The following is a 16,521-nucleotide window of genomic DNA, read 5'->3' on the forward strand; positions in this document are numbered from 1 at the left end:
CCGGCGCCTCCTACCAGGCCCTTTACCTGATCGGTACCGTCAAGGACGTCACCGGAGTCTTCCGGTCCACCGACAAGGGCGCCACCTGGCTCCGCATCAACGACGACGCCCACCAGTGGGGCAACTTCGCAAGCATGGGCATCGTCACCGGCGACCCCGACACCTACGGTCGCGTCTACATCGGCACCAACGGACGCGGTCTGCAGTACGGCGACCCTTCCTGATCGTCCTGGCCCGTGGGCGGGCGGCGGTCCGCGCCGCTCCGCCCACGGGCCTCATCGTGTCGGGGTGAAGCCGCCCCAGACCGAGAGGGCGCCGCGGGGACCGTTGGCGTCGACGCGGTAGCCGTCGTGCCCGGCCTCGCGTTCGCCGGCGGCGTGGTTGTACTGACCGGCGAAGACGTGCTGTCCGGCCGGGACCGTACGGCCCGGTTTGAGGACCCAGCGGTAGACCACCGCTCCGGCATCCTGCTGCACGGTGACGGTGAAGTCGTCGGCGGGCAGCGTCCGCCAGCTGCCGGTGCTCTGCACTCCGCCGGTCTGCGTGATGCGCAGTTCCATGGTGAGTGCGGTGAGCGGCTGGGTGGTCTTGAGGGTGATGTTGCTCTGCGCCCAGTAGGTGTTGCTGCCCGCGTCCAAGGAGCCGGCCGACGACAGGGGCCCGTCCTGGACGCGCGCGCCGCCGGGCCGGGCCGAGCCCGCGCCGCCCGACGCCGCAGGGCCGGGGCTCGTCGAGGACGAGCGGTCCGGCGCGGTCGGGCCGCCGGTGGTGGGCGCCGACGGCGTCGAGCGGGGAGTCCCGGGCGCGGACGGTGCGGACGGCGCTGCGGGCGTGGCCGGGATGTCCGGCCGGGCCGGCGGGGACTGGACGATGGCGGCGACGGCGAAACCACCGACCGCCAGAATGCCGGTCGCGGCGAGGGTTGCGAGCGCGACCTTGGGCCACGGCCTCGCGCCGGACGACTCGCGTGGGCCGGTGGGTGCGCCGGACATGCCGCGTTCCACGCGTGCCAGGATCCGGGCGCGGTCGGGCTGGTGAGCTTCGGCGGCCGCGCGCAGCCGCCCGGTGAGATCCTCGTTCAACGGTTCCTCCTCCCCGCCAACAGTTCCCCGGCCGCTCCCGTGCCACCCAGCGTCCGTTCCAGTTCGGCCATCCCCTTCGAGGTCTGGCTCTTCACCGTACCGACCGATATTCCGAGCGCCAGAGCGGTGTCCTTCTCCGACAGGTCGAAGGCGTGCCGCAGGACCACGCACGCCCGCTTCCGGAACGGCAACCGGGCGAGAGCGGTACGCACGTCCACCACGGCGGCCACGTCCGGACCGTCCAACGGCTCCGCAGCGTCGCGGGACCAGAACAGGGCGATCCGGCGGCGCTCGCGAACCGCGCTGCGGATCCGTGACCGCGCCAGGTTGGCGACCACGCCTCGGGCGTAGGCGAGTGGGTGCTCGGCCCGGCGCAGCCGGTCCCAGCGCTGCCACAGTGCGATCAGGGCGTCCGCGGCCAGATCGTCGGCACCGTCCGCCTCGCCCGTCATGAGATGGGCGAACCGGGCGAGTTCGGCGTAGTGGCGTTCGAAGAAGTCGTGGAACTCCGCGGACGCGTCATCGAGGACCACGCTGTCGGTCGCCCCTTCCGCAAATGTGTGCGTTAACATCCGGGCGGCAGCGTATCAGCGCCCGGTACGACCCAGGGCGCTCCAGTGCGGCCGCCCCCCGGATCCGCCATCGGCCGCGGTGTGGTTTCAGTGCGGGGCGAACTGGACGCGGGCCGGTTGTGCGACGTTCGGCAGCAGCGCGGTCCCGTCGACCGTCAGCTGCTCTCCGTAGATGTCGGTGATCCTCATCGCGCCGCCGCACCCGCTGCCGTCGGCGGAGAGGAAGTGGTTGTAGTCGGTACGGGGCAGTCTCTGCCAGCCCTTGGTGGTGCGTACCTCCAGCCGTGCGACCGGATTCCGGTGGTCGATCACCTGGATGCCGCACCAGTGGGGGCTGGACCCGGTCTTGTACCGGATGGAGATCGTGCTGGGCGTCTGGGGGCTCAGCAGATTCCAGGTGATCGGGATGCGGCCGACCTTGAGATCGGCCAGTTTCGCGAAGGCCTGCTCGCTGAGGTCCAGTTGTCCGGGCGCGCAGGGCAGTGGGCATTCGTTGGTGATCCGGACCGTGATCGAGGCGCCGTTCGCGGCGCGGACGCGGACGTACGCGCCGCACGCCCTGGACGACTCGTAGTCGGTGGTGTTCATCGCCGCGACCATGAGGTCGTCGCTCGGGCCGAACAGGCAGGCGCCGTTGCCGTCGCCGGCGGCGTAGGCGGTGGCGACGCCCTTGTAGGTGGTCCCGGGCTGGATGCGCCCCGGCGACGGTGCCGTCGTGGTGGATGCCGCCCGAGGGGTTGTCTTCGCCGAGGGCTGTGGCGCCGCGGTGGTCGTACTGGCGGCCGGGGTCGGGGTCTCCGCGGCATGCGAGCCCTCCGTCGGGGGCGCGGGGCTCGCCGGAGCCGAGGAGGTGGTTCCCACCCGGGTGGCGGCGGGGGCCGCCACGTCCGCCCCGACCTCGGCCTTGGAGCCGGGGAGCATGGCCGTCACCAGGCAGACGAGGACGCCCGCGGCGGTCAGCATCACCGCCGTTCCCCTCATCAGCCTGTGCCTACGCCTGCGCTGCCGCGCGGTCTGCCGTGCAGTGTGCATGTCCGTCCGTTCGAAGATTCGAGTCGAGGTGCACTGCTTGGTCGCCGCAGGATGCGAAAAGGTTGCCGCCGGTTCCCGCCCCGGCGGCACGGATGCCGCGCGGAGACGCTCCGAGTGCGCGGCGACAGGCCTTGTTGAACGCCTGCAGGTCGGGAATGCCGACCGATGCGGCGACGGCGGGGACGGAGAGCGTGGTGGCCTGCAGGAAGTGGCGCGCCCGTTCCATGCGCCGGGCACGGATGTAGCCGACGACCGTCTCTCCCGTAGCGGCGCGGAAGAGGCGCGTCAGGTGGTTGTGGGAGACCCCGGCTGCCGCCGCGATCTCCGGCACCGTCAGAGGTTGCCCCAGCCGCGCCTCGATGAGGGCCACGGCGGCCGCGACCGCCGGATGAACGGCCTGCGTGTTCCGCTCCCTCGGATTCCGCTCCCTCGGAGGGGCGAGCTGGGAGACCCGCCACAGGGCGGCCCACACCTCGGCCGCGGCCCGTGCCGGGGTGTTCGGCCAAGCGGTCAGTGCCTGCTGCAACTGGACGGTGAGCAGGGCGAGATCGGGACCGGCGTGCTGGACCATCGGAATGCTGCGGGGGGTTCCGCCGGAGCCCAGGCGGAGGTGGACGTAGAGGTGTGGGGAGCGGCCCCGGTAGCGATAGCGGACCTCGGTGCCCGGCGGTACGAGGCTGACCCAGCCGGGGCGGATCGCGTGCTCCGTGCCGTCCACCGTCAAGTCGGCCTCGTAGTCGTACAGATGGAGCTGCCACAGGTGCGGCAGTGAGAACACGTCCACGTGACCGGCAGGCCCGTGCACGCCGATGCCGACGGCGGCGAGATCCGGAGGCTCGTCAAGATGGGCGAGGGCCGTGTGCATGGTCACGTGTTCTACCACGGTGTCCGCGAGCCGGCACCGGGGTCGCACGTCTCGACCTCCGAACCACGTGCCGGGCACCGTGGTGAGAATCGACCAGTGGAGGGTGAACGTGGCCCACGCGGGGCGCGGCACCCGGATTTAGCGTGGCCGCCATGGAGAACAGGCAAGAACTGCTCGATTCTGTGCAGATGGCGCGGTTCGTGGCGCGCGGTTCGCTGCGGCTGGACGGGGTGGTCCCGGCGGAGATGAACGCCGAGGGCCTGGCGGTACTGGCCGGCGGGGTGCCACCGGTGCGGTACGGGACGCCGCTGTCCGAGGCCTATGCGGAAGGGTCCTTCGTCCGCAGGCTGCTGGAGCTTCCGCAGGTGGCGGGGTCCCTGCACAGCCTCGTGGGCCCGGAGCCGTGGGTGGACCACCACTTCGTGCACACCCGCGAGCCGCACGGCGGCGACGCGCAGCCGCTGCACGGGGACGCCATCATCGACGTCCGGCCGGACGCCTTCGACGTGCAGCTGATGTACTTTCCGCAGGCGGTGACGCTGGAGATGGGCGGAACGCTCAGCGTGCCGGGCAGCCACCTCCGGCGGATCAACGAGTCCGACACCGGCCGCTACCAGAACCTGCGCGGCCAGGACCGGCTGGTCTGCCCGGCCGGAACGGTGGTGTTTCTGCACCACGGGCTCTGGCATGCGGGCCGGCGCAACGACAGCGACGCGATGCGCTACATGTTCAAGATCCGCTTCAATCCCAGGGTGCGTCAACAGCGCTTGTGGAACACCTCGGACCTCGACGACCCGCAGGTGGCCGCGGAGCTGGACGTGATGTTCCCGTGGTACGAGATGGCGACCGGCCGGCTGGAGCGGTACAACCGCATCCTGCTGTGGCGGGTGCTGACCGGCGACGCCGACTTCGACCTCGACCACTGGGTGACCAGGGTTTCCAATCGCCCCGAGGAGGCACGGGCATGACGACCGAAGCGATCCTCGCCGAGCGGGCGCAAGGTGCCGCGCCGGTGCTGCGGCAGCAGGTGCTGGTGCTGTATGCGGCCTCCTCGGCGCTGGACTCCCATGTGGTGGGCTGGTCCCTGTACGACGGCACGGGCCGCACCTCGCCCACCACGGGCGACAGCGACGAGCCGCCGTACGAGTCGGGGGTGGCGGCGCTCCGGGCGGGCTGGCGGCTGATCCAGGCCGCTCAGCTGATCCCGCCGTACCCGGGTCATGAGTACGACGTCTCCTTCCTCAAGCACGAGTTCTTCTTCGAGCGGATGGTCGACGCGCGAGCGGATCCGCAGGAGGAGGGCTCCCGATAGGCGGGGCGGGGCACCCCTCCTCGGGCGCGGGGGAGAAGCCGCCGATCCGAGGAGGGGTGGGGTGGGGTGGGGTCAGGCTCCGACCTTGCGCTTGTTGTAGACGTCGAAGCCGACGGCCGCCAGCAGTACCAGGCCCTTGATCACCTGCTGGTAGTCGGTCCCCACGCCGACCAGCGACATGCCGTTGTTCAGCACGCCCAGCACGAGACCGCCGATGATCGCACCGAGGACGGTGCCCACACCGCCGCTCGCGGAGGCGCCGCCGATGAAGGCGGCGGCGATCGCCTCCAACTCGAAGTTGATGCCGGCCTGCGGCGTACCGGCGTTGAGCCGCGCGGCGAAGACCAGCCCGGCCAGGGCCGCGAGGACGCCCATGTTCACGAAGGCCAGGAAGACGACCCGCTTGCTCTTCACCCCGGACAGCCTCGCCGCCGCCTCGTTGCCGCCGATGGCGTAGGTGTGCCGGCCGAGGATCGAGTTGCGCATCACGTATCCGAAGCCGACCAGCAGGACGCCGAGGATCAGCAGGACGATCGGCACCCCGTGGTAGCTGGCCAGCAGCAGCGTGAAGGCCGCCACGGCCGCGGTGATCGCGCCGAGCTTCACCAGGAACAGCCCGGCCGGGAGAGGTTCCAGTCCGTACGAGGCGGCCCGCCGCCGTCCGCGCACCTCCTGCAGGATCGCGACGGCCAGCACAGCGAGGCCCAGCAGGAGGGTGAGGTTGTGGTAGTCGGTCCGGGGGCCGACCGCGGGGAGGAAGCCGCTGCTGATGTTCTGGAAGCCCTTGGGGAAGGGCGCCACCGTCTGGCCCTGCAGGAGGATCTGGGTCCCACCGCGGAACAGCAGCATGCCGGCCAGCGTGACGATGAACGAGGGGATCCCGAGATAGGCGATCCAGAACCCCTGCCAGGCCCCGGCGAGAGCCCCGATCAGCAGCGCGGCCACCACCGCCACGGGCCACGGCACATGGTGTTTGACCATCATCACCGCCGCGGCCGCCCCGACGAAGGCGGCGAGCGACCCGACCGACAGGTCGATGTGCCCGGCGATGATGACGATCATCATGCCGATGGCCAGGATGAGGATGTAGCCGTTCTGCTGGATCAGGTTGGTGATGTTGAGCGGCTGGAGCAGGATGCCGCCCGTCCAGAACTGGAACAGCAGCACGATCAGCGCCAGCGCGACCAGCATCCCGTACTGGCGCAGGTTGCCGCGCAGCGCTCGGGCCAGTACGGCACCGGCCGACGGACGTTTGCCGGTCTCCGGTGTGCCGGGCGCGGTTTCTGGGGTGGTCTGGGTCTGGGCCATGCCTCACACCTGCTTGTCGGGGTATGCCGTGCTCATGGTCATGAGCCGCATGAGGGATTCCTGGGTGGCGTCCGCGCGGGTGACCTCACCGGTGATCCGGCCTTCGGCCATGGTGTAGATCCGGTCGCACAGGCCCAGGAGTTCGGGGAGTTCGGAGGAGATGACGAGTACCGTCTTGCCCTGGGCGGCGAGTTCGGCGATGACCGTGTAGATCTCCGCCTTGGCGCCGATGTCGATGCCCCGGGTGGGTTCGTCGAGGATCAGCACCTCCGGCTCGGCGAAGATCCACTTGCTGAGGACGACCTTCTGCTGGTTGCCGCCGCTCAGCTTGCCGGTCTCCGCGAACACCGAGGGGGCCTTGATGTTCATGGTCCGCCGGAACGATTCGGCGATCCGAGCCTCCTCGTGCCGGTTGACCCAGCCCCGCCGGGCGACCTTGCCGAGGGCGCTCAGCGAGATGTTCCGGCTGATGTCGTCGCTGAGGTTGAGGCCGAGCTGCTTGCGGTCCTCGGTCACGTAGGCGATGCCGTGCCCGATCGCCTCCGGTACCGTCCGGGTACGGATCTCCCGGCCGTGCAGCCGCACCCGGCCCCCGGTCCAGCGTCCGTACGAGCGGCCGAAGACGCTCATGGCCAGTTCGGTGCGGCCGGCGCCCATGAGGCCGGCTATGCCGACGATCTCGCCTCGACGGACGTGCAGCGAGGCGCCGTCGACCACGTTGCGCCGGTGGTCGATCGGGTGCCGGACGCTCCAGTCCTCGATTTCGAAGGCGACCTCGCCGATCTCCGGGGTGCGCTCGGGGTAGCGGTGTTCCAGGTCGCGGCCGACCATGCCGCGGATGATCCGCTCCTCGGAGATGCCCTCGGAACCGATCGCGATGGTCTCGATGGTCCGCCCGTCGCGCAGGATGGTGACGGCGTCGGCGACCCGGGCGATCTCGTTCAGCTTGTGCGAGATGAGGATGCAGGAGATGCCCTGAGCCTTGAGTTCGAGGATCAGGTCGAGCAGCTTGCGGCTGTCCTCGTCGTTCAGCGCGGCCGTCGGCTCGTCGAGGATGAGCAGTTTGACCTTCTTGGCGAGCGCCTTGGCGATCTCGACCAACTGCTGTTTGCCCACGCCCAGATCGGCGATCCTGGTGTGCGGGCTCTCGTCGAGTCCGACCTGCCGGATCAGTGCGGCGGCGTGGGTCAGCGTCCGGTGCCAGCTGATGACGCCACGGGTGGCGTGCTCGTTGCCGAGGAAGATGTTCTCGGCGATGGACAGGTAGGGAACCAGTGCGAGTTCCTGGTGGATGATCACGATGCCGCGCTGCTCGCTGGCCCGGATGTCCTTGAACCGGCAGGGCTCGCCTTCGAAGTGGATCTCGCCCTGGTAGCCCCCATGGGGGTGTACCCCGCTGAGTACCTTCATCAGGGTGGACTTGCCGGCGCCGTTCTCACCGCAGACGGCGTGCACCTCACCCGCGGCGACGGTCAGGTTGACCTCGGAGAGGGCCTTGACACCGGGAAACGTCTTGCTGATCGACCGCATCTCGAGAACGGGTCGGGCCATGGTTGTGCATCCGTATCGTCGGGGCGGTGCGGTGCCGGGCGGTCTCCCGGGCGCCGCACCGCCGGTTCGGCGTCGCCGGACCCGTCGGTCGGGCCCCGCGGGCTACTTGAGCTGGTCCGCGGTGTACTGGCCGCTCTCCACCAGGGCCTTCTGGTAGTTCTCCTTGTCGACGCTGACCGGCTGGAGCAGCTGCGCCGGTACGGTCTTGACACCGTTGTCGTACTGGCCGGTGTCGTTGACCTCGGGCTTGCCGCCGGTCAGCAGCGCGTCGCCCATCTGGACCGCGGCCTTGGCCAGTTGGCGGGTGTCCTTGTAGACGGTCTGGGTCTGCTCGCCCGCGATGATCGACTTCACCGAGGCCAGCTCGGCGTCCTGGCCCGTGACCACCGGCAGTGACTGGCCGGTGCCGTAGCCGACGCCCTTGAGCGACGAGATGATGCCGATCGATATGCCGTCGTACGGCGAGAGCACGGCGTCGACGCGGGCGGCGGTGTACGACTTGCTCAGCAGGTTGTCCATCCGGGACTGGGCGAGACCGCCGTCCCAGCGCAGTGTGGCGACCTGGTTGAAGGAGGTCTGGCCACTTTGCACGACCAGCTTCTTCTCGTCGACGTACGGCTTCAGGACGCTCATCGCACCGTTGAAGAAGAACGTGGCGTTGTTGTCGTCCGGTGAGCCGGCGAACAGCTCGATGTTGAAGGGGCCCTTGCCGTCCTTGAGGCCCAGCTTGTCGACGATGTAACTGCCCTGGAGGACGCCGACCTTGTAGTTGTCGAAGGTCGCGTAGTAGTCGACGTTCTTCGTGCCGCGGATCAGCCGGTCGTAGGAGATGACGGGAACGTGGGCGTCGGCGGCCTTCTGCAGCACGTTGGTGAGCGAGGAACCGTCGATGGCGGCGATCACCAGCAGCTTGGCCCCCTTGGTGATCATGTTCTCCACCTGGGCGACCTGGTTCTCCACGACGTTGTCGCCGTACTGCAGGTCGGTCTTGTAACCCTTGGCCTGGAACTCCTTGACCATGTTGTTGCCGTCGTTGATCCAGCGCTCCGACGACTTGGTCGGCATCGCGATGCCGACGAGGCCGCCCTTGGCATCGGCCTTGGTCGTGCTGTCGCCCGCTCCGTTGGCGCTCTGGCCGCAGGCTGCCAGCGACAGCGTGAGACCCAGGGTGACGAGGCCCGCTGAAAGCTTCCGCACAGTTCCTCCAGTGATGTTCCGCGACCGGCACAGTGCGACCCGGCTGGGCGACCGGAAGCGGTCGAGCGGGGCCGGCCGGGAGTCGTTTTCTCGCGCTGCGCGAAGTCGCGGTTGCAGCGGCTCCGGCCTGGCGATACCTGAGTGTTAACGCTCACAAGTGTGTCGTCAAGGGTCTGTTCGGATCACCGTTGGGTTAACAACGGCGCAGGCGATCAGCCACTTTGCTCTGGGCCCCGGGCCGGGCAGTGGGCGGCTCTCGGAACCGCCGGCTGCGGGCCGCGGTGTCCCTGCCCACCGGATCGCGGTACCCCGCCGCATGCGCTCGTCCGTCAGTGCTCACCCGGTCTTCGTCGGCGGTCAGTGGCGTACCGTAGCCCGGAGTCGAGGAGGGACGTGCGAGTGGGAAACGAGAGTGCCGGGAATGACCGGCGCCACCCCGTGATGGCGGACGTGGCGAAATTGGCCGGCGTGTCCCACCAGACGGTGTCCCGTGTGCTCAACGGCGCCCCGCATGTGCGGCCAGGCACCCGGGAACGGGTGCTCGCCGCCATCCGCGAGCTGGACTACCGGCCCAACTCCGCTGCCCGCGCCCTGGTCACCCGCCGCTCGCAGACCCTCGGCGTGGTCAGCTTCGAATCGACCCTGTACGGTCCCGCCTCGATGCTGCACGGCATCGAGCAGGCCGCGCGCAGTGCGGGGTACTTCGTCAGCGTGACGAGTCTGCACTCGCTGGACGGCCGCTCGGTTCAGGAGGCTGTCGACCGACTGCGCGACCAGGGCGTGGAAGGCGTGGTCGTGATCGCGCCCCAGATCTCCGCCGTCAGCGCGGTGGCCAAGCTCTCCAGCTCCGTGCCGGTCGTCGCGGTCGGACCGGGCAGCCAGTCGCGGGTTCCCATGGTCTCGGTGGACAACCGGTCCGGCGCCGAAGCGGCCACCAGGCACCTGCTCGATCTGGGCCACCGTACCGTGCACCACCTGGCCGGCCCGGCCGGCTGGATGGAGAGCCAGGACCGCCAGGAGGGCTGGCGCAACGCGCTGGAGGCGGCCGGAGCACCCGTGCCGCGTGTGGAGCCCGGCGACTGGAGTGCGCGCGCCGGCTACCAGGCGGGCTTGCGTATCGCCGAGCTGGACGACGTCACCGCCGTCTTCTGCGCCAACGACCACATGGCGCTCGGCCTGCTGCGCGCCCTGCACGAGGCCGGCCGCTCGATCCCGGGCGACATCAGTGTGGTCGGCTTCGACGACATTCCCGAGGCCGCCTACTTCACCCCGCCCCTGGCCACGGTGCGGCAGGACTTCGGCGAGCTCGGCCGCCGGGCCCTGGAACTGCTCGTCGAGGAGCTGGAGGGCGGCGAACACACCCGCACCCACGTGCGGATCTCGCCCGAGATGGTGCTGCGCCGCAGCGCGGGTCCCGCCGCGCGCCGTTGAGCCGGCACCGTCGGACCCGGGGCTGACGGCCCCGGCGGCCCACGCTCTCCGATGCGTCGGCCGTACTCGGTCGACGGCACCGGGGATCCCTTGACAGGCCGATTGTTAACGCTAACATTTTGCATCACGAAGGACGCCCCCTTCAACTCGGCTGGAAGCAATGCCGGTTTCCGGTGCGAAGGATGAGAAAGTGACCTTGATCCCTGCCGTCCGGGGCTCGGACGGGTACGTCGTCGGCGTCGACTTCGGCACCCTCTCCGGTCGTGCCGTGGTGGTCCGCGTGCGTCGCGACGGGGCTCCGCCTTGCTGGAGGCCACCGCCTTCGGTACCCGCGTCATCGTCGAGGCCCTGGAGCAGGGCGGTGTCCCCGTCACCGAGTTCATCGTCACCAGGGGCCTGAAGAAGCGCCCTGCCGATGCAGATCCATGCCGACGTACTGCGCCGTCCCCGCTCACTCGCCGAGTCGGAGCAGGGTCCGGCCCTCGGATCGGCGATCCACGCCGTCGCCGCTGGGGCGTACCCCGATGTGCGGTCCGCGGCGGCGGCCATGGGCGGGGTGCTCCGGGGGGCGTACCAGCCCGACCCCGGGCGGGCCGACGCCTGCGACGCGCGTACGCGGAGTGCCGCGCCCTGCACGACACTTCGGCACCGGTGCGGACCATCCGCTCCACCGGCTGCGCCGCATCCGCAACGCCGCCCTGGCCACGCCCACCGCCCCGACCGCGGCCCTCACCGACCCGAGCGAGGTGCGGCGAACGCGGTCATCGGCCTGAGCCGTCGAGATGATGACGCCTGCCCGTGCGGCGGGCGTCGCCCCCTTCCTGCCGCGTTGAACGGAGTGGTTGCGTGTCGCGAGACGCACTCGTATCCCATGGTGAAGTGACGGTGACCCAGGAGACTGCCGCAGAGCTCCCGGACGGGCGGCGCATCACCCGCTGGACGTTCGGCTCCCCGGAGGGAGTGACGGCGGAGGTGCTCAGTCTGGGAGCCCGTGTGCAGGCCCTGCACACGCCGGACCGGGACGGGCGGTGTGCCAACGTCGTCCTGGGCTGCGAGAGCGCGGCGGATCTGTTCGGGGAGGCCGCCTACTTCGGCGCGACGGTCGGCCGCTACGCCAATCGAATCGCCGGCGGAACGCTGCCCCTCAACGGCACGACGCACCGGCTGGCGACCCAGCAGGGCGGCCACACCCTGCACGGCGGACCGGACGGCTTCGCCACCCGCATCTGGGACGGCGCGCCGGTCCGCGTGGGCAGGCGGGCCGGCGTCCGTCTGCGCATGGACAGCCCCGACGGCGACCAGGGATTCCCGGGCGCCCTCACGGCCGAGGTCACCTACCTGCTCGGCCCCGACGGCGAACTCTCCCTTGCCTACCGGGCGACCACGGATGCCCCGACGGTCGTCAACCTCACCAACCACATGTACCTCAACCTGGCCGGCGAGGGCTGTGGGACGGTGCTCGGCCACCTGCTGCGGGTCGAAGCCGGCCGCTACACCCCCGTCGACGCGGAACTGATACCGCTCGGTCCCGCCGAGTCCGTCACCGGCACACCGTTCGACCTCCGCGAGGCCCGGACGATCGGCGCCCGCATCACCGAGGAACACCCGCAGATCCGCCGGGCCGGCGATGGCTTCGACCACAACTGGGTGCTCGACGGCACCGGGCTCAGGCGGGCCGCCGACCTGAGCCACCCCGACAGCGGCCGGCGCGTCGAATGCCTGACGACGGAGCCGGGGCTACAGGTCTACACCGGAAACCACTTCGACGGCTCGCTGACCGGCCGCTCCGGTCGCCCGTACTTCGCGTACGCGGGCATCGCGCTGGAGACCCAGCGCTTTCCGGACTCGCCCAACCGGCCCGAGTACCCCTCGACCCTCCTGCGCCCGGGGAAGGAGTACCGCTCGACGACGGTGTACCGCTTCTCGGCCGAGTAGGGACGGCTGTCCTCGTCCTCCTCGCAGCCATCGCCCCACCGGGATTATCGAAGCGCTTAAACTCCTGGCCCGCCGCCCTACGGTGTGTTTCGGGCTCGACGTGAGTCTGAGTAAATATAAATCGAGTTGTACCAGGGATAGTTGACAGTGACACCGGTTCGTGTCAGCGTCGAAGCGCTTCGACAAATGGCCAACGCCCAGCCTGCCGAGGGGTCGTCCACGTGAGTTCCCTGTCCGCGTCCGCAGCCGGTCCGCCTCCTTTCCGCGATCCGGCGCTACCGCTGCGCAAGCGTGTCGACGACCTGCTCGAACGGCTCACGCTCGACGAGCGGATCGCGATGCTGCACCAGCGCGTACCGGCCGTCCCGCGCCTCGGCGTCGGCTCCTTCCGTACCGGGAGCGAGGCCCTGCACGGGGTCTCCTGGATGGGAGTGGCGACCGTCTTCCCGCAGGCCGTCGGCCTCGGCGCCACCTGGGACGAGGACCTGGTGCACCGGGTCGCCGAGGCCGTCTCGGACGAGCTGCGCGCCTTCCACCACCACCACCGCCCGCCCGTCGGCGGCGGCGCCCCCCACAGCCTCCAGGCCTGGGCGCCCGTGCTGAACCTGCTGCGCGACCCGCGCTGGGGACGCAACGAGGAGGGCTACTCCGAGGACCCGCTGCACACCGGCCGTCTCGGGGAGGCGTACTGCCGGGGCCTGTCGGGCGACCACCCGACCTACCTGCGGGCGGCCCCGGTGCTCAAGCACTTCCTCGCCTACAACAACGAGGACGACCGCTGCACCACCTCCTCCGGGCTGCGCCCGCGTGTGCTGCACGAGTACGACCTGGCCGCTTTCCGCCCCGTCGTCGCATCCGGCGCCGCTACCGGCGCCATGGCCGCCTACAACCTCGTCAACGGCCGTCCCTGCCACGTGAGCCCGCTCATCGAGGCGGAACTGCGCCGTTGGGCGGAGCCGACCGGCCACGAGCTGTTCGTGGTCAGCGACGCCGAAGCCCCGTCCAATCTGGTCGACCTGCAGGAGTACTTCGACGACCACGCCGAGTCCCACGCGGCGGCGCTCAAGGCCGGCATCGACAGCTTCACCGACCACGGCGAGGACAGCGCGACGCCGGTCGGCCGACTGCGCGAGGCTCTGGAGCGCGGCCTGATCGACGGGGCCGACGTGGACCGCGCCGTCCGGCGGCAGCTGGAACTCCGGTTCCGGCTCGGCGAGTTCGACCCCGAACTCGACCCCTATGCCGGCATCGGGCCCGAGGTCGTCGACTGCAACGAGCACCGCGACCTGGCGCGGCACGCCGCGACCGAGTCGGTGGTGCTGCTCAAGAACGACGGCCTGCTGCCGCTCGACGCGGCGCGGACACCGCGGATCGCCGTCATCGGCCCACTCGCCGACACGCTGTGCGAGGACTGGTACAGCGGCACCATGCCCTACCAGGTCACCGTCGCCGCCGGACTCGCCGAGGCCCTCGGCCTCCACGGCGGCGAGGTGGTCCGCGAGGAAGGCGCCGACCGGATCGCGCTGCGCTCCGGCTCCACCGGGGAAGTGCTGGGCAAGACCGCCTTCGACGTGGCCGACTGGGGTCGCGGCGTACTGACGCTGCGCGACGCCGACACCGGCCGCTACCTGAGCCTCAAGACCGACGACTCGCCGGCGGCCGACCAGGAGGTGCTCAAGAGCTGGGAGATCCACGAGACCTTCCGGCTCGAACCGGCCGGGGACGGCGCCGTGCTGCTGCGCTCCGTGCGCACCGGACGCTACGCCGCCGTGGACCCGGCCGACGGCCGGGTGACCGTCACCGCCCTGACCCCGGACGCCGCCGAGCGCTCGCAGCGGGAACTGCTGCGCGACGGCGCGGCCGAGGCGCGGGCGGCCGCGGAGAGCGCCGACGCGGCGGTCGTCGTCCTCGGCAACCACCCGCTGATCAACGGCCGCGAGACCGAGGACCGCGCGGGCCTCGACCTGCCCGAGACCCAGGAGGCACTGCTGCGCACGGTCGCGGCCGCCCGCCCCGAGACGGCACTGGTGGTGATGAGCAGTTACCCGTACGCCGTCGACTGGGCCGACGAGCACCTGCCCGCCGTGGTGTGGACCTCCCACGGCGGGCAGGAGACGGGCCACGCGCTGGCCGCGGTGCTGCTCGGGGAGGCCGAGCCCGCCGGCCGCCTCCCGCAGACCTGGTACCGGGGCGACGACCCGCTGCCGGACCCGCTCGACTACGACGTCATCAAGGGCCGGCTGGACCTCCCAGTACCACCGGACCGCACCCCTCTATCCCTTCGGCCACGGGCTGTCCTACACCGACTTCGCCTACCGCGACCTGAGCCTGTCGCAGCCGTCGATCGGCCGGGACGGTTCGGTCGACATCACGGTGACACTGGCCAACACCGGCCGACGGTCCGGCAGCGAGGTGGTCCAGCTCTACGTCCGCGCGCCGGACGCCCGCTACGAGGCCCCCCGGCGGCGCCTCGCCGACTTCCGCAAGGTCCGCCTGGATCCGGGCGAGAGCCGGGAACTGACGTTCTCGCTCCCGGCCGACCGGCTCGCCCACTGGGACGTATCGACCGGCGCCTTCACCGTCGACCCCGGCGGATACGAGATCACCGCCGGCCGCTCCGCCGAGCACCCGGTCCTCACCGCGCGGCTCACGGTGACCGGGACGGCCCCCGCACCCCGCGTGGTCGTCGGACGTCGAACCCTGACCGTCGACTTCGACGACCACGCGGCCACCACCGTCGTCGACGCCACCCGCACCAGCGGCGACGCAGTGACCCAGTCCGATCCGGCGCGGCCCGCGACCCTTCTCTTCCGCGACGTCGATCTCTCCGGGGCGGTCCGGGTGGAGGTCGAGACCGCCCTCGAGGACGCGGGTTCGGGGGAGGCGCGGCTGGAACTCCGGGCCGGTGACCGGCTGCTGGCGGAGATCGGCGTTCCGGCCACCGGCAACCGCTACACGTGGACGACCGTCGCGGCCGAGCTCGCCGCTCCGCCGGCCGGCGTCCACGACCTGCGGCTGACCCTGCACGGCGGCTTCCGCCTGGCCGCCTTCAGCTTCACCGCGTCCGGCGGGACCGACTGAGGCCCGCACCCGTGAGACCGGCGGCCCGTCCGGGGGGCCGGGCCGCCACCCCTCCCACACCAGTGCCCGTACCTGCGGGGCAAGGCCCACCGCCGAGCTCCGCCACCTCGTCACCTCTCCGACCGGAGGAATCCCCATGCCGCTCACAGACCTCGACGCGGACGAACTCGTCGGCTACCGACCAGAGTTGTCCGACCCAGCCGATTTCGACGCCTTCTGGCGGCGGACCCTTGCCGAAGCCCGGTCGCACGACGCGGCGATCAAGGTGGAACGGGTCACCGCCCAGCACCTGCTGAGCACCGTCGAGGTGGACGACGTGCGCTTCCCAGGCTGGAACGGCGAGCCGGTGGCCGCCTGGCTGCTGCGCCCGCGCGACGCGGCCGCACCGCTGCCGGTCGTCGTCACCTACATGGGCTACGGCGGCGGTCGAGGACTGCCCACCGAGCACCTGTTCTGGTCCGCCGCGGGCTACGCCCAACTCGTCGTCGACAGCCGGGGCCAGGGCCACGACACCCCGGACCGGGGCGTGGGTGACGGCACGCAGTGGGTCGAGGGCTTCATGACCCGCGGCATCGACTCTCCCGACACCTACTACTACCGGCGGTTGGTCACCGACTGCGTGCGGGCGGTGGACGCGGTCGCGGAGCTGCCCGGACTCGACGGCCGTCGGATCGTGGTGGCCGGAGCCAGCCAGGGCGGCGGTCTGGCGCTCGCCGTCGCCGGTCTGGCCGGGGACCGGGTGGCGGCGGCGATGCCGGACGTCCCGTTCCTGTGCCACTTCCGCCACGCCGCCGCGATCTGCGGCGACGGTCCGTACCAGGAGATCGCCAAGTACCTGCGCTGGCACAGCCGCCACCGCGTGGAGCCGGCCTTCGCCACCCTCGACCACTTCGACGGCGTCCACTTCGCCCGGCGGGCCACCGCGCCGGCGCTGTTCAGCGTGGGCCTGATGGACCCGGTCTGCCCGCCTTCCACGGTCTACGCCGCCTTCAACCGGTACGCGGGCGAGGACCGCACCATGACCGTGTGGCCGTTCGGCGACCACGGCGGCGGCTGCGGCTCCAACCCGCCCGTCCAACTGGCCTGGCTGCGCGAGCGCGGCCTGGGACCGGAGCTCTGACCGGCGCTGTACACCGGACCGGGCGGACCGCGCGA

General features: G+C 70.9%; 13 protein-coding genes and 2 pseudogenes. 8 read left to right on the forward strand and 7 right to left on the reverse strand.

Going from position 1 to position 16,521, the window contains the following annotated elements:
• Positions 1-224: hypothetical protein (locus ACFWBN_RS16415; protein WP_385176994.1), on the forward strand; the 224-nt coding region annotated here is incomplete at its 5' end.
• A gap of 51 nt (positions 225-275) precedes the next feature.
• Here ACFWBN_RS16415 and ACFWBN_RS16420 read toward each other — a convergent pair.
• The 4 genes from ACFWBN_RS16420 to ACFWBN_RS16435 form a co-directional block, all read right to left on the reverse strand.
• Entirely contained in the window at positions 276-1,082 is an 807-nt protein-coding gene (locus ACFWBN_RS16420) for a hypothetical protein (RefSeq protein ID WP_385176996.1), read from the reverse strand.
• A complete protein-coding gene (locus tag ACFWBN_RS16425) occupies positions 1,079-1,654 on the reverse strand; it encodes a SigE family RNA polymerase sigma factor (RefSeq protein WP_385176998.1) in 576 nt (191 codons plus the stop codon). The genes ACFWBN_RS16420 and ACFWBN_RS16425 overlap by 4 nt, the downstream gene beginning before the upstream one ends.
• 87 nt (positions 1,655-1,741) lie before the next feature.
• A complete protein-coding gene (locus ACFWBN_RS16430) occupies positions 1,742-2,635 on the reverse strand; it encodes an expansin EXLX1 family cellulose-binding protein (RefSeq protein WP_385177000.1) in 894 nt (297 codons plus the stop codon).
• Positions 2,636-2,645: 10 nt separating this feature from the next.
• Positions 2,646-3,551, reverse strand: coding sequence for a helix-turn-helix transcriptional regulator (locus ACFWBN_RS16435; RefSeq protein ID WP_385177310.1), 906 nt, complete (start codon positions 3,549-3,551; stop codon positions 2,646-2,648).
• 152 nt (positions 3,552-3,703) lie between these two features.
• On the opposite strand from ACFWBN_RS16435, the gene ACFWBN_RS16440 reads away from it, so the two are divergent.
• Together ACFWBN_RS16440 and ACFWBN_RS16445 are read left to right on the forward strand one after the other, a co-directional pair.
• Entirely contained in the window at positions 3,704-4,519 is an 816-nt protein-coding gene (locus ACFWBN_RS16440; protein ID WP_385177002.1) for a phytanoyl-CoA dioxygenase family protein, read from the forward strand.
• A complete protein-coding gene (locus ACFWBN_RS16445; protein ID WP_385177004.1) occupies positions 4,516-4,863 on the forward strand; it encodes a hypothetical protein in 348 nt (115 codons plus the stop codon). The genes ACFWBN_RS16440 and ACFWBN_RS16445 overlap by 4 nt, the downstream gene beginning before the upstream one ends.
• A gap of 72 nt (positions 4,864-4,935) precedes the next feature.
• Here ACFWBN_RS16445 and mmsB read toward each other — a convergent pair whose 3' ends face one another.
• The 3 genes from mmsB to chvE all read right to left on the reverse strand — a co-directional run bounded on the left by mmsB (position 4,936) and on the right by chvE (position 8,919).
• Complete coding sequence (gene mmsB / locus ACFWBN_RS16450) at positions 4,936-6,171, reverse strand: multiple monosaccharide ABC transporter permease (RefSeq protein ID WP_385177006.1); 1,236 nt, start codon at positions 6,169-6,171, stop codon at positions 4,936-4,938.
• 3 nt (positions 6,172-6,174) lie between these two features.
• Complete coding sequence (gene mmsA / locus ACFWBN_RS16455; protein WP_385177008.1) at positions 6,175-7,722, reverse strand: multiple monosaccharide ABC transporter ATP-binding protein; 1,548 nt, start codon at positions 7,720-7,722, stop codon at positions 6,175-6,177.
• Positions 7,723-7,824: 102 nt separating this feature from the next.
• A complete protein-coding gene (gene chvE / locus ACFWBN_RS16460) occupies positions 7,825-8,919 on the reverse strand; it encodes a multiple monosaccharide ABC transporter substrate-binding protein (RefSeq protein WP_385177010.1) in 1,095 nt (364 codons plus the stop codon).
• Between the two features lie 441 nt (positions 8,920-9,360).
• Here chvE and ACFWBN_RS16465 point away from each other — a divergent pair, with 441 nt between their 5' ends.
• The 5 genes and pseudogenes from ACFWBN_RS16465 to ACFWBN_RS16485 all read left to right on the forward strand — a co-directional run bounded on the left by ACFWBN_RS16465 (position 9,361) and on the right by ACFWBN_RS16485 (position 16,486).
• Positions 9,361-10,350 carry a LacI family DNA-binding transcriptional regulator gene (locus ACFWBN_RS16465; protein ID WP_385177312.1) on the forward strand — a complete coding sequence of 330 codons (990 nt, stop codon included), beginning with the start codon at positions 9,361-9,363 and terminating at the stop codon, positions 10,348-10,350.
• A 300-nt stretch (positions 10,351-10,650) separates the two neighbouring features.
• Positions 10,651-11,123 (forward strand): annotated as a pseudogene (locus ACFWBN_RS16470) (FGGY-family carbohydrate kinase); the annotation flags it as partial.
• 112 nt (positions 11,124-11,235) lie between these two features.
• On the forward strand, positions 11,236-12,285 hold the full coding sequence (locus ACFWBN_RS16475) for an aldose epimerase family protein (RefSeq protein ID WP_385177012.1): 1,050 nt from the start codon (positions 11,236-11,238) through the stop codon (positions 12,283-12,285).
• 230 nt (positions 12,286-12,515) lie between these two features.
• Positions 12,516-15,366, forward strand: a pseudogene (locus tag ACFWBN_RS16480) (glycoside hydrolase family 3 C-terminal domain-containing protein).
• A gap of 136 nt (positions 15,367-15,502) precedes the next feature.
• Entirely contained in the window at positions 15,503-16,486 is a 984-nt protein-coding gene (locus ACFWBN_RS16485) for an acetylxylan esterase (protein WP_385177014.1), read from the forward strand.
• The last annotated feature ends 35 nt before the right edge of the window (positions 16,487-16,521 follow it).

It is taken from the genome of Streptomyces sp. NPDC059989 (genome assembly GCF_042736975.1).
GTDB lineage: Bacteria > Actinomycetota > Actinomycetes > Streptomycetales > Streptomycetaceae > Streptomyces.

Bases quoted from the DNA above. Each gene is read 5' to 3' on its own strand.
- ACFWBN_RS16425 (WP_385176998.1), bottom strand. From the start codon at position 1,654: ATGTTAACGCACACATTTGCGGAAGGGGCGACCGACAGCGTGGTCCTC.
- ACFWBN_RS16430 (WP_385177000.1), bottom strand. From the start codon at position 2,635: ATGAGGGGAACGGCGGTGATGCTGACCGCCGCGGGCGTCCTCGTCTGC.
- ACFWBN_RS16435 (WP_385177310.1), bottom strand. From the start codon at position 3,551: ATGCACACGGCCCTCGCCCATCTTGACGAGCCTCCGGATCTCGCCGCC.
- ACFWBN_RS16440 (WP_385177002.1), top strand. From the start codon at position 3,704: ATGGAGAACAGGCAAGAACTGCTCGATTCTGTGCAGATGGCGCGGTTC.
- ACFWBN_RS16445 (WP_385177004.1), top strand. From the start codon at position 4,516: ATGACGACCGAAGCGATCCTCGCCGAGCGGGCGCAAGGTGCCGCGCCG.
- mmsB (WP_385177006.1), bottom strand. From the start codon at position 6,171: ATGGCCCAGACCCAGACCACCCCAGAAACCGCGCCCGGCACACCGGAG.
- mmsA (WP_385177008.1), bottom strand. From the start codon at position 7,722: ATGGCCCGACCCGTTCTCGAGATGCGGTCGATCAGCAAGACGTTTCCC.
- ACFWBN_RS16465 (WP_385177312.1), top strand. From the start codon at position 9,361: ATGGCGGACGTGGCGAAATTGGCCGGCGTGTCCCACCAGACGGTGTCC.
- ACFWBN_RS16485 (WP_385177014.1), top strand. From the start codon at position 15,503: ATGCCGCTCACAGACCTCGACGCGGACGAACTCGTCGGCTACCGACCA.